At 62.6% G+C, this 24,858-nt stretch carries 20 protein-coding genes; 6 read left to right on the plus strand and 14 right to left on the minus strand.

Translation table 11 applies throughout. The annotated features are described in order from the left end of the window. Positions 1–150: 150 nt before the first annotated feature. Positions 151–474: a hypothetical protein gene (locus ASD75_RS04515; protein ID WP_369817447.1), complete on the plus strand. Its 324-nt coding sequence runs from the start codon at positions 151–153 to the stop codon at positions 472–474. Positions 475–538: 64 nt separating this feature from the next. Here ASD75_RS04515 and sixA read toward each other — a convergent pair whose 3' ends face one another. From sixA to ASD75_RS04540, 5 genes are all read right to left on the minus strand, one after another. Then, positions 539–1,003, minus strand: a complete 465-nt coding sequence (gene sixA, locus ASD75_RS04520) for a phosphohistidine phosphatase SixA (RefSeq protein ID WP_056743589.1) — start codon at positions 1,001–1,003, stop codon at positions 539–541. Continuing rightward, complete coding sequence (gene ppk1, locus ASD75_RS04525; RefSeq protein WP_156400945.1) at positions 1,000–3,060, minus strand: polyphosphate kinase 1; 2,061 nt, start codon at positions 3,058–3,060, stop codon at positions 1,000–1,002. The genes sixA and ppk1 overlap by 4 nt, the downstream gene beginning before the upstream one ends. 174 nt (positions 3,061–3,234) lie before the next feature. Next, on the minus strand, positions 3,235–4,326 hold the full coding sequence (locus ASD75_RS04530; RefSeq protein ID WP_056743592.1) for a glycosyltransferase family 1 protein: 1,092 nt from the start codon (positions 4,324–4,326) through the stop codon (positions 3,235–3,237). Then, on the minus strand, positions 4,323–5,192 hold the full coding sequence (locus ASD75_RS04535) for a UDP-2,3-diacylglucosamine diphosphatase (RefSeq protein ID WP_056743594.1): 870 nt from the start codon (positions 5,190–5,192) through the stop codon (positions 4,323–4,325). Before ASD75_RS04535 ends, ASD75_RS04530 begins: the two co-directional genes overlap by 4 nt. 3 nt (positions 5,193–5,195) lie before the next feature. After that, positions 5,196–6,035 carry a GNAT family N-acetyltransferase gene (locus ASD75_RS04540; RefSeq protein ID WP_056067235.1) on the minus strand — a complete coding sequence of 280 codons (840 nt, stop codon included), beginning with the start codon at positions 6,033–6,035 and terminating at the stop codon, positions 5,196–5,198. Between ASD75_RS04540 and ASD75_RS23585 the strand changes: the two genes are divergently transcribed. From ASD75_RS23585 to ASD75_RS04550, 3 genes are all read left to right on the plus strand, one after another. After that, positions 6,034–6,216, plus strand: coding sequence for a hypothetical protein (locus tag ASD75_RS23585; protein WP_156400944.1), 183 nt, complete (start codon positions 6,034–6,036; stop codon positions 6,214–6,216). The two genes, ASD75_RS04540 and ASD75_RS23585, sit on opposite strands and share 2 nt — an antisense overlap. 15 nt (positions 6,217–6,231) lie before the next feature. After that, the gene (locus ASD75_RS04545; RefSeq protein WP_056743596.1) at positions 6,232–9,183 is read left to right on the plus strand and encodes an EAL domain-containing protein; all 2,952 of its coding nucleotides are present in this window, start codon (positions 6,232–6,234) and stop codon (positions 9,181–9,183) included. 188 nt (positions 9,184–9,371) lie between these two features. After that, the gene (locus ASD75_RS04550) at positions 9,372–11,603 is read left to right on the plus strand and encodes an EAL domain-containing protein (protein ID WP_056743598.1); all 2,232 of its coding nucleotides are present in this window, start codon (positions 9,372–9,374) and stop codon (positions 11,601–11,603) included. A gap of 62 nt (positions 11,604–11,665) precedes the next feature. Here ASD75_RS04550 and glmM read toward each other — a convergent pair whose 3' ends face one another. The 4 genes from glmM to ASD75_RS04570 form a co-directional block, all read right to left on the minus strand. Then, positions 11,666–13,000: a phosphoglucosamine mutase gene (gene glmM, locus ASD75_RS04555; RefSeq protein WP_056743600.1), complete on the minus strand. Its 1,335-nt coding sequence runs from the start codon at positions 12,998–13,000 to the stop codon at positions 11,666–11,668. Between the two features lie 90 nt (positions 13,001–13,090). Then, positions 13,091–13,921, minus strand: coding sequence for a dihydropteroate synthase (folP, locus tag ASD75_RS04560; RefSeq protein WP_056743713.1), 831 nt, complete (start codon positions 13,919–13,921; stop codon positions 13,091–13,093). A gap of 123 nt (positions 13,922–14,044) precedes the next feature. Next, entirely contained in the window at positions 14,045–15,964 is a 1,920-nt protein-coding gene (gene ftsH / locus ASD75_RS04565; RefSeq protein WP_056067227.1) for an ATP-dependent zinc metalloprotease FtsH, read from the minus strand. Positions 15,965–16,135: 171 nt separating this feature from the next. Beyond that, positions 16,136–16,801, minus strand: coding sequence for an RlmE family RNA methyltransferase (locus ASD75_RS04570; RefSeq protein WP_056743603.1), 666 nt, complete (start codon positions 16,799–16,801; stop codon positions 16,136–16,138). A 105-nt stretch (positions 16,802–16,906) separates the two neighbouring features. On the opposite strand from ASD75_RS04570, the gene ASD75_RS04575 reads away from it, so the two are divergent. Together ASD75_RS04575 and ASD75_RS04580 are read left to right on the plus strand one after the other, a co-directional pair. Next, a complete protein-coding gene (locus ASD75_RS04575) occupies positions 16,907–17,380 on the plus strand; it encodes a YhbY family RNA-binding protein (RefSeq protein WP_056067223.1) in 474 nt (157 codons plus the stop codon). Positions 17,381–17,424: 44 nt separating this feature from the next. Further along, positions 17,425–18,156 (plus strand): glycosyltransferase, encoded by a 732-nt coding sequence (locus ASD75_RS04580; protein WP_369817448.1) that lies wholly within the window; start codon positions 17,425–17,427, stop codon positions 18,154–18,156. 81 nt (positions 18,157–18,237) lie between these two features. Here the strand turns inward: ASD75_RS04580 and ASD75_RS04585 are convergent, their stop codons facing one another. The 5 genes from ASD75_RS04585 to ASD75_RS04605 form a co-directional block, all read right to left on the minus strand. Continuing rightward, positions 18,238–18,684, minus strand: coding sequence for a DUF4149 domain-containing protein (locus tag ASD75_RS04585; RefSeq protein ID WP_056743714.1), 447 nt, complete (start codon positions 18,682–18,684; stop codon positions 18,238–18,240). Between the two features lie 28 nt (positions 18,685–18,712). Then, positions 18,713–19,189: a transcription elongation factor GreA gene (gene greA / locus ASD75_RS04590; protein WP_056067220.1), complete on the minus strand. Its 477-nt coding sequence runs from the start codon at positions 19,187–19,189 to the stop codon at positions 18,713–18,715. A 201-nt stretch (positions 19,190–19,390) separates the two neighbouring features. Continuing rightward, a complete protein-coding gene (gene carB / locus ASD75_RS04595; protein ID WP_056743606.1) occupies positions 19,391–22,636 on the minus strand; it encodes a carbamoyl-phosphate synthase large subunit in 3,246 nt (1,081 codons plus the stop codon). Further along, the gene (gene carA / locus ASD75_RS04600) at positions 22,636–23,799 is read right to left on the minus strand and encodes a glutamine-hydrolyzing carbamoyl-phosphate synthase small subunit (protein WP_056743608.1); all 1,164 of its coding nucleotides are present in this window, start codon (positions 23,797–23,799) and stop codon (positions 22,636–22,638) included. The genes carB and carA overlap by 1 nt, the downstream gene beginning before the upstream one ends. A gap of 265 nt (positions 23,800–24,064) precedes the next feature. Further along, entirely contained in the window at positions 24,065–24,838 is a 774-nt protein-coding gene (locus tag ASD75_RS04605) for an RNA methyltransferase (protein ID WP_056743611.1), read from the minus strand. Positions 24,839–24,858: the final 20 nt, after the last annotated feature.

The following is a 24,858-nucleotide window of genomic DNA, read 5'->3' on the forward strand; positions in this document are numbered from 1 at the left end:
ACCCCCAGCCCCGCCGCGCCCGCTGCCCAGCCCGCCAAGCCAACCAAGCCGGAAACGGCACCCAAGGCTCCAAAGGCATCCAAGGCTGCAAAGCCCGCAAAAAAGGCGCCAGCCTCCAAGCCAGCCACCGCGACCAAGGCAGCTTCCGCAGTGAAACCCACCAAGGCCACCGAGCCCAAGGGCAAAAAGCCCAAGCTGGTCCGTGACAGCTTCACCATCCCCAAAGACGAGTACGCGGTGCTCGACACCCTGAAAGACCGTGCCACAGCACTGGCCCACCCCGTCAAGAAAAGCGAGCTGTTGCGCGCAGGGCTCAAGGTGCTGGCAGGTCTGCCAGACAGCGCGTTGCGCAGCGCTTTGCAAGCGGTGCCTTCCATCAAGACCGGTCGCCCAAAGGCCGACATAGCTGAAGCCGTGCCAACTGTCCCAGCCAAGGCAACGACCAAGGCCAGCGGCAAAGCAGGACGCAAGTAAACCTGTCCCGAGACACGGCGTGTCCAGGGGCACGGCTTCGGGCCCTCGGACATCGCCGGGCAAGCTAAAGAAACTCCGGTGACTGCACTGCCATGAGCACGGTCTGGCTTTGATCCCAGCGCTGGCGCTGGCGCAACCACCACACGGAGCCCTTGCGCACAGGGCACTCGGGGGCTTGTAGTTGCAACAACTGGGCAACGGTCTGGCCCAGCATGGGCTGGTGCCCCACCACCAGAACAGCGCCCTTGGCACGCGGCCATTGTACGAGCTCTAGCAAATCCTGTGGTGTACCGCCAGGCAACAACTCGGCGCGCATCTTGAATTTGCGGCCCAAAGCGTGGGCAGTTTGCTCAGTCCGCCGCGCTGGACTTGCCACTACCCTCAGGCCTTCCGGCAGTTGACGATCAAGCCAGGCCGCCATGCGCGCCGCCTGCTTCTCGCCCCGGGCCGTGAGCGGGCGTGCAAGATCATCGCTACCGTCTTCTGCCTCTTCCGCCTCGGCATGACGCCAAAGGATCAAATCCATCATGCGACCCCTGGCTCCTCGCGACCCAGAGCAGGCCGTGGCCCATAGCGCACCATCAACGCGTTTTGGGCACCACTACCGTCCACCGGGTGCACAGCGCGGTCGTAGACGCCTGCGGCATTCAACGTCCAGGCATCGCGGTCATCACACAGGTAGGCCACCAAACATTCATCAATGATCTGCTGGCGCAGCTTGGGGTCAGTCACCGGCCACGCCAGCTCGACGCGGCGCATCATGTTGCGGTTCATCCAATCGGCACTCGACAGATAGAGGTCTTCTTCGCCCCCCGCGCGGAAATAGAAAACACGCGTGTGCTCCAGGAACCGACCAATCACCGAGCGCACCCGGATGTTGTCCGTCACTCCCGGCACCTGCGGAGCCAGCATGCAGGCCCCGCGCACAATCAGATCGATGCGTGCGCCGCGCTCCCCAGCGAGGATCAACGCCCGCATCAATCCCTCGTCGGTCAGGGCATTCATCTTGGCAACGATCCGTGCGTCTTCCCCGCGGCTGGCAGCCAATCCCACGCGCTCGATTTTTTCGATCATCCGGCGATGCAAATGGAACGGTGCCAGCATGAGCTTGCGCAGCTTGGGAGGCCGGTTCTGGCTGGCCAGGTGATTGAAAACACCGTCCATATCGGCAGTGGTTTCTTCATCTGCCGTGAGGTAACTCAGGTCGGTATACAGCTTGGCCGTGCGCACGTTGTAGTTGCCAGTGGAGAGATGGCCGTAACGGCGTAACTGCCTCCCTTCACGGCGCGTGACGAGCAGCATCTTCGCGTGGGTCTTGAGGCCCACGACGCCATAGACCACCTGCGCCCCAATCGACTCCAGCGCCTCTGCCCAATTGATGTTGGCCTCCTCGTCAAAGCGTGCTTTCAGCTCCACTACCGCCATCACCTCCTTGCCTCGGCGTACCGCCTCGCTGAGCAGGTCCATGAGTTCGGAGTCGGCGCCCGTGCGGTAAATGGTCTGTTTGATGACCAGCACGTCCGGGTCGTTCACAGCCTCTCGCAGGAACGCAAGCAAACCATCAAAGCTCTCGAACGGCTGGTGGATCAACACGTCGCGCTCGCGCAGTTGGCCCATGATGGACACCCCTGGCTGGAGCTGACGTGGCCAAGCGGAACTCCATGGCGGGAACAGCAACGCAGGATCGTTCACCAAGTCCACCAGCTGATTCAGGCGCACCAAGTTCACAGGACCATGTACACGGTACAAGGCCGCGTTGGGCAGATCAAATTGCTGCAACAAGAAGTCGGACAGGAAGCGAGAGCAACCCGCAGAGACTTCCAGGCGCACAGCCTGTCCGTAATGACGGTGCTGCAGGCCCTGCCGCAAGGCGGTGCGCAGGTTACGAACATCCTCTTCGTCCAGTGCCAGATCGGAGTGGCGTGTGACACGAAACTGGGAAAACTCCGTCACTTCGCGGCCAGGAAAGAGGTCTTCCAAATGGGCACGCACGATGCTGGACAAGCTGACGAACAACGCCCCGTCGGACGCAACCTTCTTTGGCATACGGATCAGACGGGGCAGTGCACGCGGCACCTTGACGATGGCGATTTCGTTCTCGCGGCCGAAGGCATCATGCCCCTTGAGACGCACGATGAAGTTCAACGACTTATTAGCCACCTGCGGAAACGGGTGGGCCGGGTCGAGTCCCACCGGAATCAACAGGGGACGGACCTCGCGCGCAAAATACTCGTGCACCCAGCGCCTCTGCTCTGCGGAGCGATCACCATGCGCCACGATGCGTATCCCATGCTTTGCAAATGCGGGAACCAGTGCTTCGTTGTACAGCGCGTATTGCCGCTCTACCAGGTCGTGTACCTGAGCGGACAGGGCCTCGAACGACGCTGCGGTGTAGAGCCCCTTGGTCTCGCCCTTCTTGGCCGCCGTGATGTGCGCTGCAGCACGTACTTCGAAAAACTCGTCGAGGTTGGATGACACGATGCACAGGTAGCGCAGCCGCTCCAGCAGCGGGACATCTGTGCGAACCGCCCAGTCGAACACGCGTTCGTTAAATGCCAGGATGCTGTGGTCGCGGTCCAGAAACATGTGGGGGGCAACGCCCGTGACAGCCCCCACAGCCGCAAAATCGTTGTCATGTGACACGGCGTGCGAGGAGTCCCCGACAGCATCGGGGTGCTCGCGCTGCAAAGGGATGGAATCAACAGGAGGCAGGGGCAGCATGGATACGCGCGTACAGCAATTGCGGAATCGCTGCAGTATTTAACGCCCAGATGACAACTGCGTGACAGACTTTGTGACAGACACGAAAACTCCCTGCGAGCTGGAGCGGGCTGGCACCAGGTACTGTTGAAACAGCCTGGCCGCATGTGCCCAGGTGAACTCCAGCGCCCGGCTTCGTGCTTCGGACCTCGGTATGGACAAGGCCTGTTGCGTGGCCGCCAGAAGGCTCGCGTGCAACACGCCGCCCATCGGTACCCTGCCGTCCCCAGCACCCAGGACCTCCCGTGGACCGTCTTCAGGAAAGGCAGCGACCGGCGTGCCGCAAGCCATTGCCTCCAGCATGACCAGCCCAAAGGTTTCGGAGCGGCTCGGAAACACAAAGACATCGGCCGAGGCGTAGACCTGTGCCAGCGCCTCCCGGTCAAGAATGCCAAGCCAGCGTACCTGCGGGTACTTGGCTTTCAGCCGCGCCTCGAGCGGGCCTACACCACACACCACCTTCGTGCCCGACATGTCCATCTGCAAAAAGGCATCGATGTTCTTTTCATATGAAATGCGCCCCACATACAGCGCCACAGGATGCGCCAGAACGCCAGTGAGTGGACTCTGACAGACCTCACCATGAAAGCGAAACGCCTGGGTGTCCACACCGTGCGTCCACAACCGCAGTTGGCGAAAGCCCCGCTGCTGCAGCATTTGCAAGACACCCTGCGTAGGAACCATCACCCCCGACGAAGGGCGATGAAAATGCCTGAAAAGCGCATAACCCCAACCCAGTGGTATGCGCAAGGCCGCCTGAAGAATCTCGGGAAACCTTGTATGAAAGGCTGTGGTGAACGCCAGGCCACGCTTGAGACAGTAACGACGCCCCGCCCAGCCCAGCGGCCCCTCAGTCGCCAGATGAATGGCATCTGGCTGCAGGGCGTCCAACTTCTGGGCAAGTGACTTGTAGGGTCGCACCGCTAGATCAATGCCAGCGTAACCGGGACAAGGACGGGTAGAAAACTGACCAGGATGCAGCACCTGCACGTCGTGCCCGGCATCTTCCAGCTCTCGCACCAACTCGACCAAAGTGGTCACCACGCCATTGACCTGTGGCAGCCATGCATCAGTTAGCAGCGCAATCTTCATGCGGACACCCGTGTGGCCTGGCTGGACAGATTGGCGGCAGGCACAGCGGGCCATTGCAACAGCTCCAGCCGACCATCAAGGTGCTCGACGAGTGCTGTGTGGCTCTCCACCCAGTCGCCATCGTTGCAATACAAGGTGCCACCAATCTCGCGCATCTCCGCGCGGTGGATATGTCCGCAGACCACTCCGTCGTGCCCGCGGCGACGGGCCTCTGCGGCCACCGCCACTTCAAAATCGGTGACGTAGTTGAGCGCCTTTTTTACCTTGCCTTTCAGGTAAGCTGACAAAGACCAATACGGAAGCCCCATCCGCGCCCGAAGGATATTGAGATGGCGGTTCAGCTTGAGCGTGAATTCATAGAGGTTGTCACCCACGTAGGCGAGCCATTTGGCACACTGGATCACACCATCAAAGTGGTCACCATGCGTGACCCACAGGCGGCGCCCATCTGCAGTGGTATGCACAGCATCGGACACCACCTCGATACCGCCAAAAGAATGCCCCACAAAGGCTCGGGCAAATTCGTCGTGGTTACCAGGAACAAACACCACGTGGCACCCCTTGCGCGCGCGGCGCAACAGCTTTTGCACCACATCGTTGTGCGCCTGTGGCCAGAACCAACGGCGGCGCAACTGCCACCCATCCACGATGTCTCCCACCAGGTACAGATGATCGCTGGGATGGTGCTTCAGAAAATCCAGAAGCGCTTCAGCCTGACACCCAGGCGTGCCGAGGTGCAAATCCGAAATGAATACCGCACGAAACCGGCGTTGACCGGCGAACGCCACAAGGGCGTCGGGCTCTGCATCCTGCGGCACTTGGGACTCGTTCAACCAAGGGCCCAGGGCGTCGAACGCGGCACGCACCGGTCAGGCCCCCAGAAAATGCTTGCGGTAGCGGGGATGCAGGTCGGCCAGCCGCATCAGCATGGGCAGGTCGGCGGTATTGAAGTCCGGATCCCACGCCGGTGCACCCAGTACACGGGCGCCCAGTCGCAGATAGCCTTTGATCAAGGCCGGTGGGTCCACGGCAATGGATCCGTCCAGATGCTCCACGGGCAACGGCAGGCGCGGCAGCACGTGGTATTCGATGGGTGCCAGATGGGTCTTTCGCACTTGCTGCCAGATGCTGGCCGCCGCGTCGCCACTAACCACGCCATTGTGAAGCATGGGAATGCTGGCACAGCCGATCATCGTGTCGAGTTCGTTGCGCACCATGAAGTCCGCCAGCGCGCTCCACAGCGCCATGATCACGCCGCCGTGGCGGTGGTCGGGATGCACACAGCTGCGGCCCAGCTCCACCATGCGCGGGCGCAGCGTGCGCAAGCGCGTCAAGTCGAATTCGGTATCGCTGTAAGTTCCGCCCACCCGCTTGGCCTGCGCTGGCGTCAGCACCCGGTAAGTCCCAATGACTTGCTGGCTCGGAGCGTCGCGCACCAGAAGATGCTCGCAATAGTCGTCAAACAGGTCCACGTCGTGGCCAGGGATGGGGGTCGTCAATCGAGCGCCCATCTCTGCCGCGAACACCTCAAACCGCAAGCGCTGTGCCTCACGGACCTCATCCAGATGCCTGGCCCAAGTCACCTCGATAGCACCACGCGCCGGGATAGCATGCACAGCGCCCGGCACAACACCAGAAGGCTGAACAATACCGGTACCTGTAGCCTCCGGCGATGTGGACAACTGCATCAAAGTGGGCAGGTCGTTCATGGACAACGTCTCCTTCGGTAAGAACGGGCACAGCAGGAATTTCCAAACAGAGCGGGAATCCGCTTTCCTGGCCGGGAGTGTGAAAGCCGCGCATGACATCGCCATGTCTTCGGCGTGTCAACGCCATGACAATGCGCGCTTTCCATTGGCACGGGCCCTCACCAATGGCCTGCATAATTGACTGAGGAACTCCGCCGTGCCGTCCCCCGCCCTGCCCCCCACACGCAGCCCCATCGCAGCCTTTGTGGCTGTGTTTGTGCTGGCAGCAGCCTGCGCTGGTGCTTTGATCTGGACGCTGGAACGCCAGGAACGTGCGCAGCAGCGCACCCAAGCCGCCGATGTGGCGGGCGATCATGTCCAGGCCCTGCAGCGCGCCATCGAGTTGGCACTGTCGGCCAACAACACCCTGGTGGCGCTGGTGCGCCAGGGCCACGGGAACGTTCCCCAATTCGAAGAAATCGGCGTGCAGATGCTGCCTTTCTACCCGGGCATCGCGGCCATGGGCCTGTCCCCGGGAGGGGTAGTGCAGCAGGTTGTTCCCCGTGCAGGCAACGAAAATTCGATTGGTTTTGACCAGCTCAACGACCCCCGCCAAGGGGCGGAGTCAGCCCGCGCCCGCGAGTCCGGCGTGTTGACGCTGGCGGGGCCCATGGAGTTGGTCCAGGGCGGCCTGGGCGTCGTGGGGCGCCAACCGGTGTACCTGGAAGATGACCTGGGGCGCCGGAGCTTCTGGGGTTTTACTTACGTCACCATCCGTCTGCCCGAGGTGCTGGCCACCGCCCGGCTGCCCCAGCTCAAGGAACGGGGTTTTCACTATCGATTGTGGCGTGTCCGCCCGGATAACAACCAGGAGCAGACCATCGCGATGTCTGACCCTCCGCCCACCGGTGACGCTGTTGGCCGATCCCTGACCCTGCCCAATGGCCAGTGGACGCTCAGCCTGACACCCGTCAAGGGATGGGGTGCGCCAGATGTGCTGGCTCTGCGCTGCGCCTTGGGCTTGCTGTTTGCGTTGCTGATGGGCTACCTGGCGCGCTTGCTCGTCGAATTGAAGGCGCACGAGCGCGGTCTGGCGACACAGGTGGCCCAGCGGACCTCCGAGATCCAGGCCACACAGCAGCAGCTGCGCGCCACCATCGATGCAATTCCCGATCCGTTGTTTGAAATCGACCAGGACGGCCGCTATTGCAGCGTGCACAGCCCTCGTGCCGAGTTGCTCATGGGCCCTGCTGAGCAATTGATCGGCCGCAATGTCACCGAGGTGTTACCCGCCCTGGCTGCACTGACGGTGATGGATGTGCTCAATGAAGCGCAATCCCAGGGATGGTCCACCGGACGCCAGATCATGCTGGACCTGCCTGGCCTGGGGCCCACCTGGTTCGAACTTTCTGCGGCCCGCAAGGTAGGATCAGCGGGAGGAAAACCCAGGTTCATCGTGCTGTCCCGCGACATTTCTGAACGCAAGCGGTCGCAAGAACAACTGCAGTTGACTGCCCAGGTGTTTGACCAGAGCGGCGAGGCCATCGTGATTGCCGATGCGGCCCAGACCATCGTGCGCATCAACCGGGCATTCAGCCGCATCACCGGCTACTCCGAAGCGGAGGCCGTAGGTCAGTCGATGCGCCTGCTCACGGTGGCAGAGTCCACCCGAGACTTCGATGCCGACCTGGTGTACACCCATCTCACCAAAGAAGGGCACTGGGAAGGCGAAGCCTGGGGCCGCCGCAAGGACGGATCGACCTACCCCCAGTGGCTGTCCGTCAGCCGCGTGCGCGATGGCAATGGCAGCACCACCCACTCCATCACGCTGTTCCGCGACATCACCCTGCAACGCGAGGCTCAGGACCGCATCCAGCGCCTCGCGCATTTCGACCCCCTCACTGACCTGCCCAACCGTGCGCTCCTGGCAGAGCGCGCCCAACGCCACATCGAACAAGAGCAAGCGCGGGGCGGAACGCTGGCCTTGCTGTTCCTGGACCTGGACCACTTCAAGAACGTCAACGACTCGCTGGGGCACCGCATTGGCGACATCCTGCTGGTGGCAGTAGCGCGACGGCTGGAGTCCCTGCTGGGCACACAGGACACCGTATCGCGCCTGGGAGGGGATGAATTTTTGCTGCTGCTACCCGCTGCCTCGGCCCTGCAGGCGGCCGACGTAGCCAACCGTTTGCTGATGGCCGTGGCGCAGCCGTTTCAGGTGGAGCCTTACGAACTCACCACCACCCTGTCCGTAGGCATTGCCATGTATCCGGCGGACGGAGACTCGTTCGACACCCTGTACCAGCGCGCTGATGCCGCCATGTACCGTGCCAAGCAAAGCGGGCGCAACCGCTTTGGCTTTTTCACCGCCGACCTGGAGGCGCGGACCGCCCGAGCCTTACAGATCGAAAACGCACTGCGCCGGGCACTGGAACGCAACCAGTTCGAGCTGCACTACCAACCCCAGGTGTCACTCACCACGCGCCAAGTAGTCGGTGCCGAGGCGCTGCTGCGCTGGAGCCACCCCGAGCTGGGCATGGTGTCCCCGGCGGAGTTCATCCCTGTGGCAGAAAGCAGCGGCATGATCGTCGCAATTGGCGAGTGGGTGCTGAACACTGCCGTGCATGACGCCAAGCGCTGGCTGGACCTTCAATTGCCACTGCGGGCTGTGTCAGTCAATCTGTCGGCGGTGCAGTTCCGTCACCCCCAGTTGCCCGAGATGGTGACACGCTGCCTGCAACAAGCCGGACTGCCTGCGCGTCGGCTGGAGCTGGAGCTGACCGAGGGAGCTGCGGTAGACGACCCCGCTGCTGCACTGGCCATGATGGACCAATTGCACGACCGGGGCGTCCGGCTGTCGATGGATGACTTTGGCACGGGATATTCATCGTTGAGCTACCTTAAGCGCTTCCAGATCTACAAGCTCAAGATCGACCAGTCGTTTGTGCGCGACCTGGACGACGACGCCAATGACCGGGCCATTGTCAGCGCCATCATCCGCATGGCGCAGGCCTTGGGCATGCAGACGACCGCCGAGGGGGTGGAGACCGATGGCCAGCTGGAGTTTCTGCGCGCCCAGGGCTGCGACGAAGGCCAGGGTTACCTGTTCAGCCGCCCTCTGGCGGCCGATGCCTTTGAGGCCTATCTGCGGGAACACTTGGGACGCTAAAAAAGCCGGGCAAAGTGTCTCTGCACCCTCTCGCGCCAGAGCTCCTGGCGACTGCACTTGCATCAGCCGTACGGCAGAACCTGCAGCGCTGTACCTGAGGCATACCCTCAAACGGCTTGTAAGCTGCCGCTGCTACACTTTGGCACAATTTTCTGAGGCCGTCTGGCCCTGCCGCCTGTTCTGGTCTTATGTATTCGCTGTTCAGCACTCCGCCCTCGCAGCGCGCCGGAGTGCCCCCTGACACCCCCCTGCAACGCACCTTGCGTGAACAACAAACCCTCCTGGACAGCGCGGGAGTGGGTATCGTGTTCCTGCGCCAGCGCAGCGTGGTGCGCTGCAACCAGCGGTATGCCGAAATTTTCGGCTATGCCAGCCCCGCCCACTTGGTAGGGCTCAACACCGAAGCCTTCTATCCAGACCGGGATGCATTCCGCGACCTCGGGCGCACGGCTTATCCCGCGCTTGCCCAAGGGCAGTCATTCCGGATTGAACGCCAGTTGCGTCGCCAGGACGGCACACTGTTCTGGGGCAGCCTCACGGGGCGCCTGATCAATCCGCACGACACCGGAGAAGGCTCGATCTGGATCGTGGACGACATCGATGAGCAAAAGCGTGCCCACGCCGCGCTGAATGCCGCTGTGCGGGAAAAGCAGTTGCTGTTTGACAGCGCGATGGTCGGCATCGTCTTTCTGCGAGACCGGCATCTGACCCGCTGCAACCACCATTTTGAACAGATGCTGGGCTTTGAGCCGGGCGAACTCATGGGCAGCTCGTCGCGTCGCTGGTACGCCAGCGATGCTGCCTGGCAAGAAGTCGGCGACCGCTGCTACCCCTCGCTGGTGGCCGGACAGTCGTACGAGGGCGAGGTGGAGCTATGCCGCAAGGACGGCACTCCTGTGATTTGCGAAGTGCGCAGCAAATGCATCGATCCCGCCGACCCTGCCCAGGGGACCATCTGGATCACCATGGACATCACCGACCGCAAACGCGCGCAGGCGGTGCTGGCCCAGGCCCATGAGGAGCTGGAGCGGCAGGTGCAAGACCGCACGCGCGAGCTGCGCGAGACAGTGGAAAATCTGCACCGTGAAATCAATGACCGCAAGGCCGACCAGGAGCGCATTTACTGGTTGGCCCACTACGATGCGTTGACCGGTCTGCCCAACCGTGCCCTGCTGGCAGAACGTGCGCAGCAGGCCATTCGGGTGGCGCAGGAGAACCAGACGCCGCTGGCCGTCATCTTCCTGGACCTGGATCACTTCAAGCACGTGAACGACTCTCTGGGCCACCGGGTGGGCGATGTGCTGCTGGTCGAAATTGCCAAGCGCCTGCGTGCGGTGGTGCGCGACAAGGACACGGTGTCGCGCCTGGGAGGGGATGAGTTCATCCTGCTTTTGCCAGGCGCCGATGCACGGGGTGCAGCCCGGGTTGCCAGCAAGTTGCAGGAGGCATCCCGTCAGCCGTACCAGATCGATCACCACGAGCTGACCATGGCCCCGTCGATGGGCATTGCGCTGTTCCCCCAGGACGGACACGATTTCGATACTTTGACCCAGTCGGCAGACGTGGCCATGTACCGCGCCAAGCTGGACGGACGCAACACCTTTCGCTTCTTTACCCCCGAGATGCAGGCCCAGTCGGTACGGGCCCTGCAGCTCGAAAACGCATTGCGCCGTGCGCTGGAGCGCGAACAGTTCCACCTGCACTACCAGCCACAGATGAACCTGGCCACGGGTACTGTGCGCAGTGTGGAAGCCCTGCTGCGCTGGCAACACCCCCAGCTCGGTGCGATTTCTCCGGGAGAGTTCATCCCCATCGCCGAAGACAGCGGCCAGATTCTGCAGATCGGCGAGTGGGTGCTGCGCACAGCGCTGGCCCAGCTCAAGGCATGGCGCAGCTGCGGGTTTCCCGAACTCACAATGGCAGTGAACCTATCAGCCATTCAATTTCGCCAGCCACAGCTGCCAGAACTGGTGAGCCGGGTGCTCGCGGAGTTTGACCTGCCCCCCGACTCGCTGGAACTGGAGCTGACGGAGGGGGTGGCAGTGGACGACCCCCATGCGGCGGTGGCCACCATGGACCAGTTGCATGCTCGTGGAGTGCGGATGTCGATGGACGACTTCGGCACGGGCTATTCGTCACTCAGCCAGCTCAAGCGGTTCCAGATCTTCAAGCTCAAGATCGATCAATCCTTTGTGCGCGACCTGGGCAACGACAGCAACGACCGCGCCATCGTCAGCGCCATCATCCGCATGGCGCAGGCGCTGGGCATGCGTACTACCGCCGAAGGTGTGGAAACCGAGGGGCAACTGGCCTTTTTGCACGAACAAGGTTGCGACGAAGCGCAGGGCTACCACTTCAGCACGCCACTGCCCGCGGAGCAGCTGGAACGCTTCATGCGGCAACACACACCAGCACTCTGAGCGGCCTCAAGACCCCTTCCAGCGCGACGGAAGCTGCTCCACTCCGCCGATAGACCAAGACCTCAACCCGCGCGGGCTGCGTCGGCCAGGCGCTGAGCGCAAGAGCTGGCCAACTGCGCGTCGCGCGCCTCCACCATCACACGCAGCAGAGGCTCGGTGCCACTGGCGCGGATCAGTACGCGACCCGAGGGGCCCAACTGCTGCTCCACCGCCTGCGTGGCCTCTGCCAGTAAACGGTTGGCCTTCCAGTCCTGCCCTGGCGCCAATCGGACGTTGAGCAAGACCTGTGGGTAGAGCGTGATGCCTGCCAGCAGCTGCGCCAGCGTGCGGCCACTGCGCACACAAGCCTGCAGCACCTGCAGGGCACTGACCAAACCGTCGCCGGTGGTGTGTCGGTCCAGAGCCAGCAGATGCCCGGACCCCTCCCCGCCCAACACCCAGTGGTGGCGCGCCAGTTCTTCCAGTACGTACCGGTCACCGACCTTGGCGCGTACAAACTTCACTCCCTTGGCTAGTAGCGCCACCTCTACCGCCATGTTGGTCATCAGCGTGCCCACCACGCCAGGCACGTGCTCGTCACGGCCCATGCGGTCTGCCGCCATCAGGTACAGCAGCTCGTCACCGTTGTACAGCCGCCCAGTGGCGTCCACAATCTGCAGCCGGTCTGCATCCCCATCCAGGGCAATGCCATAGTCGGCATGGTTCGCGCGCACAGCGCGCACCAACGCGTCGGGGTGTGTCGCACCGACCTCGTGGTTGATGTTGAGGCCGTCGGGTGCGCAGCCAATCGACAGCACCTCCGCACCCAGCTCGTGGAATACCTTGGGCGCCACCTGGTACGCGGCTCCGTGGGCAGCGTCCACCACAATCTTCAGGCCCTTGAGCGTCAGGTCCTGGGGAAACGTGCTCTTGCAAAACTCGATGTAGCGCCCGGCCGCATCATCCAGGCGCCGGGCCTTGCCCAGGCTGGCCGAATCGACCCAGACGGGCGGTTCGGCCAGTGCGGCTTCCACCGCCAGCTCCCAGGCGTCCGACAGCTTGGTGCCTTGCGCGCTGAAGAACTTGATACCGTTGTCAGGGTAGGCGTTATGGCTGGCGCTGATGACCACGCCCAGACTGGCGCGCTGGGCGCGAGTCAGGTAAGCCACGCCTGGCGTGGGCAACGGCCCCAGCAGCACCACATCCACCCCTGCCGAGTTGAAGCCAGACTCCAGCGCGCTTTCAAGCATGTAGCCCGAGATGCGGGTGTCCTTGCCGATCAACACTGTGGGCCGCTCTTCCGTGCGGCGTAACACGCGACCCACTGCATGGGCAAGGCGCAGCACGAAATCCGGTGTGATGGGCGGCTGCCCCACAGTGCCGCGGATGCCGTCGGTTCCAAAGTATTGGCGTGTCATGTTCTGGCGTCTCCTCGTACGGATCTCAGTATGTTGTTGTCAAAGGCGAGGACCTGGCGCCCCACTACCTGCTCTCGAATCACCGGCCCCTCAGCCAGATCGCTGCATCGCAGACCACACTGCCAGTGCCGCCACCGTCTCGCGTACATCGTGCACACGCACTACCGACGCGCCCCGCTCCACCGCGAGCAAGGCGGCGGCCACACTGGGTACCATGCGTTGGCTCACCTCCAGCCCGGTGATCGTACCCAGCGATGACTTGCGCGACCATCCCGCCAGCAGCGGGTAGCCAGCAGCCAATAGCTCGGACTGTCGTGCCAGCAACGCAAAGTTCTGTTCCACCGTTTTGCCGAAACCAATGCCCGCATCCAGCAGGATACGAGCCTTTTCGACGCCAAGCGCTAGTAGATTATGCGCCTGCAGCTGCAAAAATGATAGCACCTGAGGCACCACATCCCCCCCCATGGGCGCCTGTTGCATGGTCTGCGGGTCGCGGTGCATATGCATCAGGCACACACCACACTGCGGGTGCGCAGCCACCGCTGCCGCAGCTCCTGGCTGCCGCAGGGCCCAGATGTCGTTGACGATGTCAGCCCCCAGATCCAGCACAGCACGCATGACCTCCGGCTTGTAGGTGTCCACTGAAATCGGGACACCCAGCGCCACAGCCTCACGCACCAAGGGAACGACACGAGACAGCTCCTCATCCAGCGGCACAGCAGGGCTGCCCGGGCGGGTGGACTCACCACCGATATCCAAAATATCTGCGCCCTCTTTCAACAGCTGTTCGCAATGCCGTAGCGCAGCAGCCGTGGAGCCATGGCGCCCACCATCGGAGAAAGAATCAGGAGTGACGTTGACGATGCCCATGACCTGGGGACGGACCAAGTCAATTGCGAAGCGAGAGGTTTGCCAGATCATGCCGATCACACCCGTGCAGATTTCGAAATAGCGGCTCGACAAAGCATTCCGCAAGAAAAAACGATGGTCCCCATGAAAAACGGGGCACAAGGCCCCGTTCAAACGGCTGGACCGCGAGCCCGGTCAGGCTGCCGTCGGTGCAGTATCCGTGGCTACAGCTGGAGTGCCGCCACTGGAGTTATCACCACCAGAGGGAGGGGTGCGTGGCGTCCAGTCCTTGGGAGGACGAGGCTCCTTGCCCGCCATGATGTCGTCCAACTGTTCGGTATCGATGGTTTCCCATTCGAGCAAGGCCTTGGCCATGGCGTGCATCTTGTCACTGTTCTCTTCGATCAGGCGGCGGGCGAGGTTGTACTGCTCGTCGATGATGCGGCGCACTTCCATGTCCACCTTTTCCATGGTCTGTTCGCTCATGGTGGTGGTCTTGGTGACCGAGCGGCCCAGGAACACTTCGCCTTCGTTCTCGGCGTAAACCATCGGCCCCAGGGCATCGGTCATGCCGTAGCGCGTGACCATGTCGCGGGCGATGTGGGTCGCGCGCTCGAAGTCGTTGCTGGCGCCGGTGGTCATCTGGTTCATGAACACTTCTTCGGCAATGCGGCCACCGAACAGCATGCTGATCTGGTTGAGCATGTATTCGCGGTCATAGCTGTAACGGTCCTGCGCGGGCAGACTCATCGTCACGCCCAGAGCACGGCCGCGGGGAATGATGGTGACCTTGTGCACGGGGTCGCACTTGGGCAGCAACTTGCCGATCAGCGCATGGCCTGACTCGTGGTAAGCCGTGTTGCGGCGTTCTTCCTCGGGCATGACCATGCTCTTGCGCTCGGGACCCATGAGGATCTTGTCCTTGGCCTTCTCGAAGTCCTGCATCTCCACGGTGCGCGCATTGCGGCGGGCAGCCATCAGGGCGGCTTCATTACACAGGTTGGCCAAGTCGGCACCGCTCATGCCGGGGGTACCACGGGCGATGATGCCAGGTGCCACATCCTGACCAATCGGGATCTTGCGCATGTGCACGTTCAGGATCTGCTCGCGGCCACGGATGTCGGGCAGCGTCACATACACCTGGCGGTCAAAACGGCCTGGACGCAGCAGGGCGGCATCCAGAATGTCAGGGCGGTTGGTGGCTGCCACGACGATCACGCCCAGGTTGGTTTCAAAGCCGTCCATCTCGACCAGCATCTGGTTCAGGGTCTGCTCGCGCTCGTCGTTACCACCGCCCAGGCCAGCGCCACGCTGGCGGCCCACCGCGTCGATTTCATCGATGAAGATGATGCAGGGAGCGTTCTTCTTGGCGTTGTCGAACATGTCGCGCACGCGCGCCGCGCCCACGCCAACGAACATTTCCACGAAATCGGAGCCGGAGATGCTGAAGAACGGCACCTTGGCTTCGCCAGCGATGGACTTGGCCAGCAGGGTCTTGCCAGTGCCGGGAGGTCCCACCAGCAGCAGGCCACGGGGAATACGGCCGCCGAGCTTCTGGAACTTTTGCGGGTCTTTGAGGAAGTCCACCACTTCCTTGACTTCTTCCTTGGCCTCGTCGCAACCGGCCACGTCAGCGAACGTGACCTGGTTGTTGTTCTCGTCCAGCATGCGCGCCTTGCTCTTGCCAAAGCTGAAGGCGCCGCCCTTGCCGCCACCTTGCATCTGGCGCATGAAGTACACCCACACGCCAATCAACAGCAACATGGGCCCCCAGCTGACAAGGAGGGTCATGAGCAAGGAGCCTTCCTCACGAGGCTTCACGTCAAACTTGACGTTGTGATTCAGCAGGTCACCCACCAGACCACGGTCCAGCACCGAAGCGTTTGTACGGATCTTGCGATCATCGGTGGTGACCGCAACAATCTCGCCACCGCTCAGCCCTTCGGGAATGGTGGCGCTTTTGATGCGGTTGTTGCGGACTTCGTCCAGAAACTCGGAATACCCGACGTGGCCTGCACTGGCGCCGCTGCGAGTGTCAAACTGCTTGAACACCGTGAACAGCACCATGGCAATGACCAGCCATACGGCAATTTTTGAAAACCACTGATTGTTCAAGCGGGGCTCCAGTTGCAGGGAACAGAAAACGGACACACTGCCGTCATGGCACGCATGTGCGGCCCATTTTAGGTCTTTCAAGCCACGGGACCAGCTCTATTCCCCCTCACGCCCATGGAATCAGCGCGGGCTTTGCAGCCAAAGTTCACGGATTCTTGACCTGAGGCAAGCCTAGACAGGCTGCTTTTTCAGCCCCATGCCCACCAGGAAAGTTTCTGACGACTTGTCGCGCGACGCCTTGGGTTTCAAGGGTTTGACGACCTTGAAGGTCTGCTTGAACAGGGTGACCAGATCGCTGTATCCGCTGCCATGGAACAGCTTGACCACCAGGGCGCCTTCCGGTTTCAAATGGTTGCACGCAAAATCCACAGCCAACTCCACCAAATGCGCAATCCGTGCTGCATCGGCCGACTCGATGCCCGACAGGTTGGGCGCCATGTCAGACACCACCACGTCCACCACCCGGCCGTCGAGCGCCCGCTCCAGGCGCTCCAGCACCTCGGGCTCGCGAAAGTCTCCGTTCAAGTAGGTGACGCCTTCAATGGGGTCCATGGGCAGAATGTCCAGCGCAATGATCACCCCGTTGAGCTGCCCCGCTGCGGCGCCCGCGGGCGACATGCGCCTGCGCAGATACTGGCTCCACGCCCCCGGTGTGGAGCCCAGGTCGACCACCGTATAACCAGGCTTGATGAGGCCCAGTTGCTCGTCAATCTCCTTGAGCTTGTAGGCGGCACGGGCGCGGTAACCCTCCTTCTGTGCCAATTTGACATAGGTGTCGTTCACGTGGTCGTTGAGCCACGCCTTGTTCACCTTCTTGCTCTGGGTTTTGACTTTCATATGGCGGTATTGTCTCTCGACAATCGCTGTAGCTGGTGACTTGAAAGCCTTGCCGCACTTGGGAGGTGGAGTCACCCCACCACGGGCCGCAGACATAATACGGGTATGCCCCAAATTCAACTGACTCCTGCCGAGCGCCGGGAACAACGCGCCAATGCCCACCACCTGGACCCCGTGGTCCTGATCGGCGGCGATGGCCTCACCCCTGCCGTGAAGAAGGAAATCGACGCCGCCCTCAACGCCCATGGCCTGATCAAGGTGCGTGTTTTCAACGACGACCGCGTGGCGCGCGAGCTGATGTACCAGGAGCTGACCGCCGAACTCAACGCTGCACCCATTCAGCACATCGGCAAACTGCTGGTGCTGTGGCGGCCCCAGCCTGTCAAAGAGCGAACCATCGACGAAGACCGGATGCCCGGCCCACGCGATGTCAAGGTGCTGAAGTACAGCAAACGGGGTGGTCAGCGCCCCGAGATCAAGCAGTTGCGTGTGCTCGGCAACCAGCGCCTCACGTCAGGCGGCCAAATCAAGCGCGCCAAGCCCAAGCAAAAATCCATCAAGAAGCGCCAGGCTGACTGATGACCGCTGAAGCAGTATCTGCAACCATTGCAGCACCTGCCGGCATGGCGCCGACGCGCCACATCCTCTGCATGAAATGGGGCACGAAATACGGCCCCGAATACGTCAACCGGCTGTACGCCATGGTGCGCCGGCATCTGAGCGGAGACTTCCGTTTTGTCTGCCTCACCGATGACAGCACCGGAATCCGTAGCGAAGTGCAATGCCTGCCCATTCCTGCACTGGATCTACCGCCCGGCATTCCCGAGCGGGGCTGGACCAAGCTGGCCACGTTCAGCGCAGACTTGCATGGCCTGCGGGGCACCGCCCTGTTTCTGGACGTGGACGTGGTCGTCACCGGCAGCCTGGATGATTTTTTCACCCAGCCCGGCGAATTCCTGATCATTCACGACTACAAACGCCCATGGCGCATCACGGGAAACTCGTCGGTCTACCGCTTCGAGCTTGGCGCCCATCCTGATGTGCTGGCGTATTTTCGCGAACACTTCGCGGAGATCCGCGCAGAGTTTCGCAACGAACAGGCCTACCTGTCCGACTTCTTGCACAAGCAGGGCAAGCTGCAATACTGGCCCGCTGCATGGTGCCCCAGTTTCAAGTACCACGGGATACCGCCGTGGCCCACCAATTACTGGCGCGCTCCGTTTGTGCCCGAAGGCGCACGCATCGTGATTTTTCACGGGGAATGCAATCCCCCGGATGCGCTGGCGGGGAGGCGCAACCGCCGCTTCCGCTACATCCGCCCAGCTACCTGGGTGGCGGAACACTGGCACGAATAGGCGCGAGGGCGGGCCGCGGCTTGTCCTCAAAAGAAAAGTCCACGCCGCAGCAGGTCTGTCAGCGAGTCGCTTGCCTGACCGTCAATCGCTGGCGGACCGCTCTTCCACTGCCGTGTGCGCTCCTGGCCGAAGCGTTTGCCAGAACACGGCCAAGGCGCAGCCCCATTGCACCGCGTACATCACTGTCCCCACGCTGTGCCACAGACGCAAGTCCTGCCGGGCCACAATGCGGGGCGCCACACCAAACTGGTTGAGCAACGCCAGCAGCAGGCCGCCCAGAACGAACAGCATGGCAGCACGTGCCCACGGATATTGGGTCACCCCGTGCCGAGGTCTGGACAGCAGCAGCAGCACCACACAGCACACCACAGCCACCCAGGTTTGCGCCGCAAACAGCCGGGCCGCCATCTGTCCCGCCAGGGAAGGGGATGGCAGATAGGCGAACAACAGCGGCACCACCAAAAAGCCGATGGTGGTGAGACTGCCCCACCACAAGGCCGCCACCAGAACGGGAAGTCGCGGGCGCATGCCCAGCCACATGGCAGCCATCACACCATCACTGGTAGCTGACCGCCACCACTTCATAACGGCGGATGCCACCGGGGGCCTGCACCTCAGCGGTGTCGCCCTCCTCCTTGCCAATGAGGGCACGCGCGATGGGGCTGGAAATATTGATCAGGCCTCGCTTGAGGTCCGCCTCGTCTTCCCCGACGATCTGGTATTTCACCGTGTCGCCCGACTCTTCGTCCTCCAGCTCGACCGTGGCACCAAACACCACCTTGCCGCCGCCATCGACCGCACTGGGGTCGATGACCTGGGCCACCGAGAGCTTGCCCTCGATCTCCTGAATGCGGCCTTCGATAAAGCCCTGGCGGTCCTTGGCGGCGTCGTAATCGGCGTTTTCACTCAAGTCGCCCTGCGCACGCGCTTCGGCAATGGCCGAGATCACAGCGGGACGCTCCACGGTCTTGAGTCGGTGCAGCTCTTCCTTGAGCATTTCGGCGCCGCGTTTGGTAATTGGAATGGTGGCCATGAGATTGAGTCTCCACAAGTCAAAACGGTGAAAGTGCAATGCACTTCCACCGATCTGTCGCCACGCTGCGCCCCGCAAAACACTGGCGGGTGCACATGGCACATCTACAAAAGGAAACCGCCGCACGTTGCCGCGCGGCGGTGTTAGTTCGGCTGCAATTATGCCGTGTTTGCGGCGGCAAAAGCCACCGCAAAAACCCGGTCAGGCAGCCAGTTGAGCGTGCAGTTCCTGCACGGAATACACGTCGAGTTTGTCCAGGTACTTCATGCCCTCGACGGCCGCCTCGGCACCAAAGATGGTGGTGAAGGTGGTCACGCGGGCCAGCAGCGACGAGGTGCGGATCGCGCGCGAGTCTGCAATCGCATTGCGGCGCTCTTCCACCGTGTTGATGACCATGACAATCTCATTGTTCTTGATCATGTCCACGATGTGCGGACGGCCTTCCGTGACCTTGTTGACCACCACCACCGGGACGCCCGCCTCGGCGATGGCCGCAGCGGTGCCCTTGGTCGCCACCAGGTCGAAGCCGAGCGCCACCAGCTGGCGGGCAATGTCCACCGCACGGGGCTTGTCGTTGTTCTTCACGGTGAGGAACACCTTGCCCGACGTCGGCAGCTTGGTGCCCGCGCCCAGCTGGCTCTTCACGAACGCTTCCCCAAAGGTCTTGCCCACGCCCATCACCTCGCCGGTGGACTTCATCTCCGGGCCGAGGATGGTGTCCACGCCCGGGAACTTGACGAAGGGGAACACGGCTTCCTTCACGCTGAAGTAAGGCGGTGTCACTTCCTTGGTGATGCCCTGCGAAGCCAGCGACTGGCCCGCCATGCAGCGCGCTGCGACCTTGGCCAGCTGGATACCGGTGGCCTTGGAGACAAACGGCACCGTGCGCGACGCGCGGGGGTTCACCTCCAGCACGTAGATCACGTCCTTGCCATCCACTTCCTGGATGGCGAACTGCACGTTCATCAGGCCCACCACGTTCAGGCCTTCGGCCATGGCAGCAGACTGGCGCTTGAGCTCGTCCACCGTGGCTTGCTTGAGGTAGTACGGAGGCAGCGAGCAGGCCGAGTCGCCCGAATGCACGCCGGCTTGTTCGATGTGCTCCATCACGCCACCGATGAAGGTCTTGCCTTCGGGGTCGCGCAGGCAATCCACATCGCACTCGATGGCGTCGTTCAAGAAGCGGTCGAGCAGCACGGGCGAGTCGTTGCTCACCTTGACGGCCTCGCGCATGTAGCGCTCCAGGTCGCGCTGCTCGTGCACGATTTCCATCGCGCGGCCGCCCAGCACGTAGCTGGGGCGCACCACCAGGGGGTAACCCAGCGTGGCGGCCTTTTCCAAAGCCTCGGCTTCGGTACGCGCGGTGGCATTGGGCGGCTGGCGCAGCCCGAGGTCGCCCAGCAGCTTCTGGAAACGCTCCCGGTCCTCAGCCGCGTCGATCATGTCGGGGCTGGTGCCGATGATCGGCACGCCTTCGGCTTCCAAGCCCAGCGCCAGCTTGAGCGGCGTCTGGCCGCCGTACTGCACGATCACACCGTGTGGCTTTTCCTTGTCCACGATCTCGAGCACGTCTTCCAGCGTCAGCGGCTCGAAGTACAGGCGGTCGGAGGTGTCGTAGTCGGTCGAAACCGTTTCAGGGTTGCAGTTGACCATGATGGTCTCGTAGCCATCCTCGCGCATGGCAAGTGCGGCATGCACGCAGCAGTAGTCGAACTCGATGCCCTGGCCGATGCGGTTAGGGCCACCGCCCAGCACCATGATCTTTTTCTTGTCCGTCGGCGCAGCTTCGCACTCTTCCTCGTAGGTCGAATACATGTAGGCCGTGTTGGTGGCGAACTCGGCAGCGCAGGTGTCCACGCGCTTGTACACGGGGCGAACGTTCAGCGCGCGGCGTGCTTCGCGCACCGATTTCTCGGTGGTCTTGAGCAGCTTGGCCAGGCGGCGGTCGGAGAAGCCCTTCTTCTTGAGCGTGCGCAGCGTGTCGGCATCCAGCGTAGCCAATGCCGCATCACCCTTGTCGGCGGCGAGCTGGTCGAGTTCGAGTTCGATTTTCACGATCTCTTCGATCTGCACCAGGAACCACTTGTCGATCTTGGTAAGGTCGTACACCTCGTCCACCGACAGGCCCATGGCAAACGCGTCGCCCACGTACCAGATGCGCTCGGGGCCGGGCTCGCCCAGTTCCTTTTCGAGCACTTCGCGGTCCTGGGTCTTTTCGTTCATGCCGTCCACGCCCACTTCCAGACCGCGCAGGGCTTTCTGGAAGGACCCCTGGAAAGTGCGGCCCATGGCCATGACCTCGCCCACGGACTTCATCTGGGTGGTCAGGCGACTGTCGGCCGTCGGGAATTTCTCGAACGCAAAACGTGGGATCTTGGTGACCACGTAGTCGATCGAAGGCTCGAACGAGGCAGGCGTGGCGCCGCCGGTGATTTCGTTCTTGAGCTCATCGAGCGTATAGCCCACGGCCAGCTTGGCCGCGACCTTGGCAATCGGGAAGCCCGTGGCCTTGGAGGCCAGAGCCGACGAACGCGACACGCGCGGGTTCATCTCGATGACGATCATGCGGCCGTCCTTCGGGTTGACCGAGAACTGCACGTTGGAGCCGCCCGTGTCCACGCCGATCTCGCGCAGCACCGCAAGCGACGCGTTGCGCATGATCTGGTATTCCTTGTCGGTCAGCGTCTGCGCAGGGGCCACCGTGATCGAGTCCCCTGTGTGCACGCCCATGGGGTCCAGGTTCTCGATGGAGCAGATGATGATGCAGTTGTCCGCCTTGTCGCGAACCACTTCCATCTCGTACTCCTTCCAGCCGAGCAGCGACTCTTCAATAAGCAACTCGTTGGTGGGCGAGGCTTCCAGGCCGCGCTTGCAGATGGTCTCGAACTCTTCGGGGTTGTAGGCAATGCCGCCGCCGGTACCGCCCAGCGTGAAACTGGGGCGGATCACGGTGGGGAAACCCACGGTCTTTTGCACGGCCCAGGCTTCGTCCATGCTGTGGGCAATGCCGGAGCGCGCGGAGCCCAGACCAATCTTGGTCATGGCGTCCTTGAACTTCAGGCGGTCTTCGGCCTTGTCGATGGCTTCGGGTGTGGCACCGATCAACTCGACCTTGTACTTGTCGAGCACGCCGTTGCGCCACAGGTCCAGCGCGCAGTTCAGCGCAGTCTGGCCGCCCATGGTGGGCAGGATGGCGTCGGGGCGTTCCTTGGCAATGATCTTCTCGACCGTCTGCCAGGTGATGGGCTCGATGTAGGTGACGTCGGCGGTGGCCGGGTCGGTCATGATCGTCGCAGGGTTGCTGTTGATCAGGATGACCTTGTAGCCTTCTTCGCGCAGGGCCTTGCAGGCCTGCACGCCGGAGTAGTCGAACTCGCAAGCCTGGCCGATGATGATCGGGCCGGCGCCAATGATGAGGATCGATTTGAGGTCTGTGCGCTTTGGCATTATTTCTTCTCCATCAGCGCGGTGAAGCGGTCAAACAGGTAGGCGATGTCGTGCGGGCCGGGCGATGCCTCGGGGTGGCCCTGGAAGCAGAACGCAGGCTTGTCGGTGCGTTCCAGCCCTTGCAGCGTGCCGTCGAACAGGCTGATGTGCGTGGGGCGCAGCGTGGCGGGCAGCGAGGCCATGTCCACGGCAAAGCCGTGGTTCTGGCTGGTGATGCTCACGCGGCCGTTGTCCAGGTCCTTCACCGGGTGGTTGGCACCATGGTGGCTGTTGTCCATCTTGAAGGTCTTGGCGCCGCTGGCCAGTGCCATGATCTGGTGGCCCAGACAGATGCCGAAGGTGGGCACGCCTGCATCAACGATCTGGCGGGTGGCGTCGATGGCGTAGTCGCAGGGCTCTGGGTCACCAGGGCCGTTGGACAGGAACACACCATCCGGCTTCATGGCCAGCACGTCGGCCGCGGGCGTCTTGGCGGGCACCACGGTGAGCTTGCAGCCACGTTCGGCCAGCATGCGCAGGATGTTCTTCTTGACGCCGAAGTCGTACGCCACCACGTGGAAGCGCGGCGCAGCCTGTGTGCCATAGCCTGCACCCAGCTTCCACTCGGTCTGGTCCCAGGTATAGGTCGCAGGGGTGGTCACCACCTGGGCGAGGTCCAGGCCCTTCATGCTGGGCGCGGCCTTGGCAGCCGCCAGGGCTTCGTCGATGCGCGCCTGCGTCACCGCCTCACCAGCCGCCAGGCCCAGGATGGCGCCGTTCTGCGCACCCTTGTCGCGCAGCAGGCGGGTGAGTTTGCGGGTGTCGATGTTGGCAATGGCCACCGTCTTTTCGCGCACGAGGTACTGCGAAAGCGTTTCGGTGGATCGGAAGTTGCTGGCCAGAAGGGGCAGGTCTTTGATGATCAGGCCTGCAGCATGGACCTTGTCGGCTTCGATGTCTTCCGCATTGACGCCGTAATTGCCGATGTGCGGATACGTCAGGGTGACGATCTGCTGGCAGTAGCTGGGGTCGGTGAGGATTTCCTGGTAGCCGGTGATGGCGGTGTTGAACACCACTTCACCGACCGTGGTGCCGGTGGCACCGATCGAGTTACCGATAAAGACCGTGCCGTCTGCGAGCGCCAGGATGGCGGGCGGGAAGTTTCCCTTGAGAGACAAAAGCACTGGGTTCTCCGGATGGTTACGGTCGCCCGGCGCCTGCAGACCACTCGCACACTCGAAGCGCGATGGTGCCAATGGCTGCTCTCAGATGGGTTGTTGCTTTGGGTGCGGTCGGGCGACGCTGTTGCGAGAAAAGCTCCCGATTATACCCTCCGTCGCTGACACCTCTGCAATGCACGCCTTGCATAACCCTGATACCAACGTCTATGAGCTGCAGGACCAAGGCTCACCCCGAGCGCCCATGGCACTGCGGCCGACGCGGGCAGGATCAGCGCCCTGCTCCGCTCGCGTGCAGGCAGATGGCCGCAGCCGCCGCCACGTTCAGCGACTCCTCGCCGCCGGGCTGGGCGATGCGGATGCGCAACGAAGCCCTATCTTCCAGAGCCGGGCTGACGCCCTGCCCTTCGTGGCCCATCACCCAGGCGCATGGCCAGGGCAAGGCGGCGCGGTGCAGGAAGTCACCCGCATGCGAGCTGGTGACCAGCAGCGGCACCTGCAGGGCAACGAGGTCGTCCAGCGCCAGCCCCTCGATCAGGTCCAGCGCGAAATGCGCCCCCATGCCAGCCCGCAAGACCTTGGGCGACCACAGCGCGGCACTTCCCTTGATGGCGGCCACCTGGCGGAATCCGAACGCCGAGGCGCTGCGCAGGATGGAACCCACATTGCCCGCGTCCTGCACCCTGTCCAGCACCACGGTGGGCGCATTGGGCTGGAGTGAAGCCGGTGCGGGCAAGTCCAGGACAAAGCCCATCGAGGCGGGCGACTCCAGTCCGCTCACGTCCGCAAAAAGTGCATCGGCAAGGACTATGAATTTTGTAGCTGCACCAGCATATTGCACCTGCGCTTGCGGCCAAAAAGACTCCGAAAACACCGCCACCGATGCCCGCAGCCCCCGTGCGAGCGCAGCGCGGCACAAATGATCGCCTTCAAGCCAGACACGGCCCTGCTTGCGGTACGCCGTCGTATCCTGGGCCAAACGGCGCAAATCCTTGACGAAGGTGTTATCGCGGGAATGGATGGAGGTCACGGACGAGGAGGTCATGGCAAATTTTCAGCGCGCGG

Origin of the sequence: Acidovorax sp. Root568, assembly GCF_001427445.1 — a bacterium.
In the GTDB taxonomy this organism is placed as follows: Bacteria; Pseudomonadota; Gammaproteobacteria; order Burkholderiales; family Burkholderiaceae_C; genus Acidovorax; species Acidovorax delafieldii.

Coding starts and splice junctions, on each gene's coding strand:
- sixA (WP_056743589.1), bottom strand. CDS start 1,003: ATGATGGATTTGATCCTTTGGCGTCATGCCGAGGCGGAAGAGGCAGAA.
- ppk1 (WP_156400945.1), bottom strand. CDS start 3,060: ATGTTTCTGGACCGCGACCACAGCATCCTGGCATTTAACGAACGCGTG.
- ASD75_RS04530 (WP_056743592.1), bottom strand. CDS start 4,326: ATGAAGATTGCGCTGCTAACTGATGCATGGCTGCCACAGGTCAATGGC.
- ASD75_RS23585 (WP_156400944.1), top strand. CDS start 6,034: ATGGACAACGTCTCCTTCGGTAAGAACGGGCACAGCAGGAATTTCCAA.
- ASD75_RS04540 (WP_056067235.1), bottom strand. CDS start 6,035: ATGAACGACCTGCCCACTTTGATGCAGTTGTCCACATCGCCGGAGGCT.
- ASD75_RS04550 (WP_056743598.1), top strand. CDS start 9,372: ATGTATTCGCTGTTCAGCACTCCGCCCTCGCAGCGCGCCGGAGTGCCC.
- glmM (WP_056743600.1), bottom strand. CDS start 13,000: ATGACACGCCAATACTTTGGAACCGACGGCATCCGCGGCACTGTGGGG.
- folP (WP_056743713.1), bottom strand. CDS start 13,921: ATGATCTGGCAAACCTCTCGCTTCGCAATTGACTTGGTCCGTCCCCAG.
- ASD75_RS04570 (WP_056743603.1), bottom strand. CDS start 16,801: ATGAAAGTCAAAACCCAGAGCAAGAAGGTGAACAAGGCGTGGCTCAAC.
- ASD75_RS04575 (WP_056067223.1), top strand. CDS start 16,907: ATGCCCCAAATTCAACTGACTCCTGCCGAGCGCCGGGAACAACGCGCC.
- ASD75_RS04580 (WP_369817448.1), top strand. CDS start 17,425: ATGGCGCCGACGCGCCACATCCTCTGCATGAAATGGGGCACGAAATAC.
- ASD75_RS04585 (WP_056743714.1), bottom strand. CDS start 18,684: ATGCGCCCGCGACTTCCCGTTCTGGTGGCGGCCTTGTGGTGGGGCAGT.
- greA (WP_056067220.1), bottom strand. CDS start 19,189: ATGGCCACCATTCCAATTACCAAACGCGGCGCCGAAATGCTCAAGGAA.
- carB (WP_056743606.1), bottom strand. CDS start 22,636: ATGCCAAAGCGCACAGACCTCAAATCGATCCTCATCATTGGCGCCGGC.
- ASD75_RS04605 (WP_056743611.1), bottom strand. CDS start 24,838: ATGACCTCCTCGTCCGTGACCTCCATCCATTCCCGCGATAACACCTTC.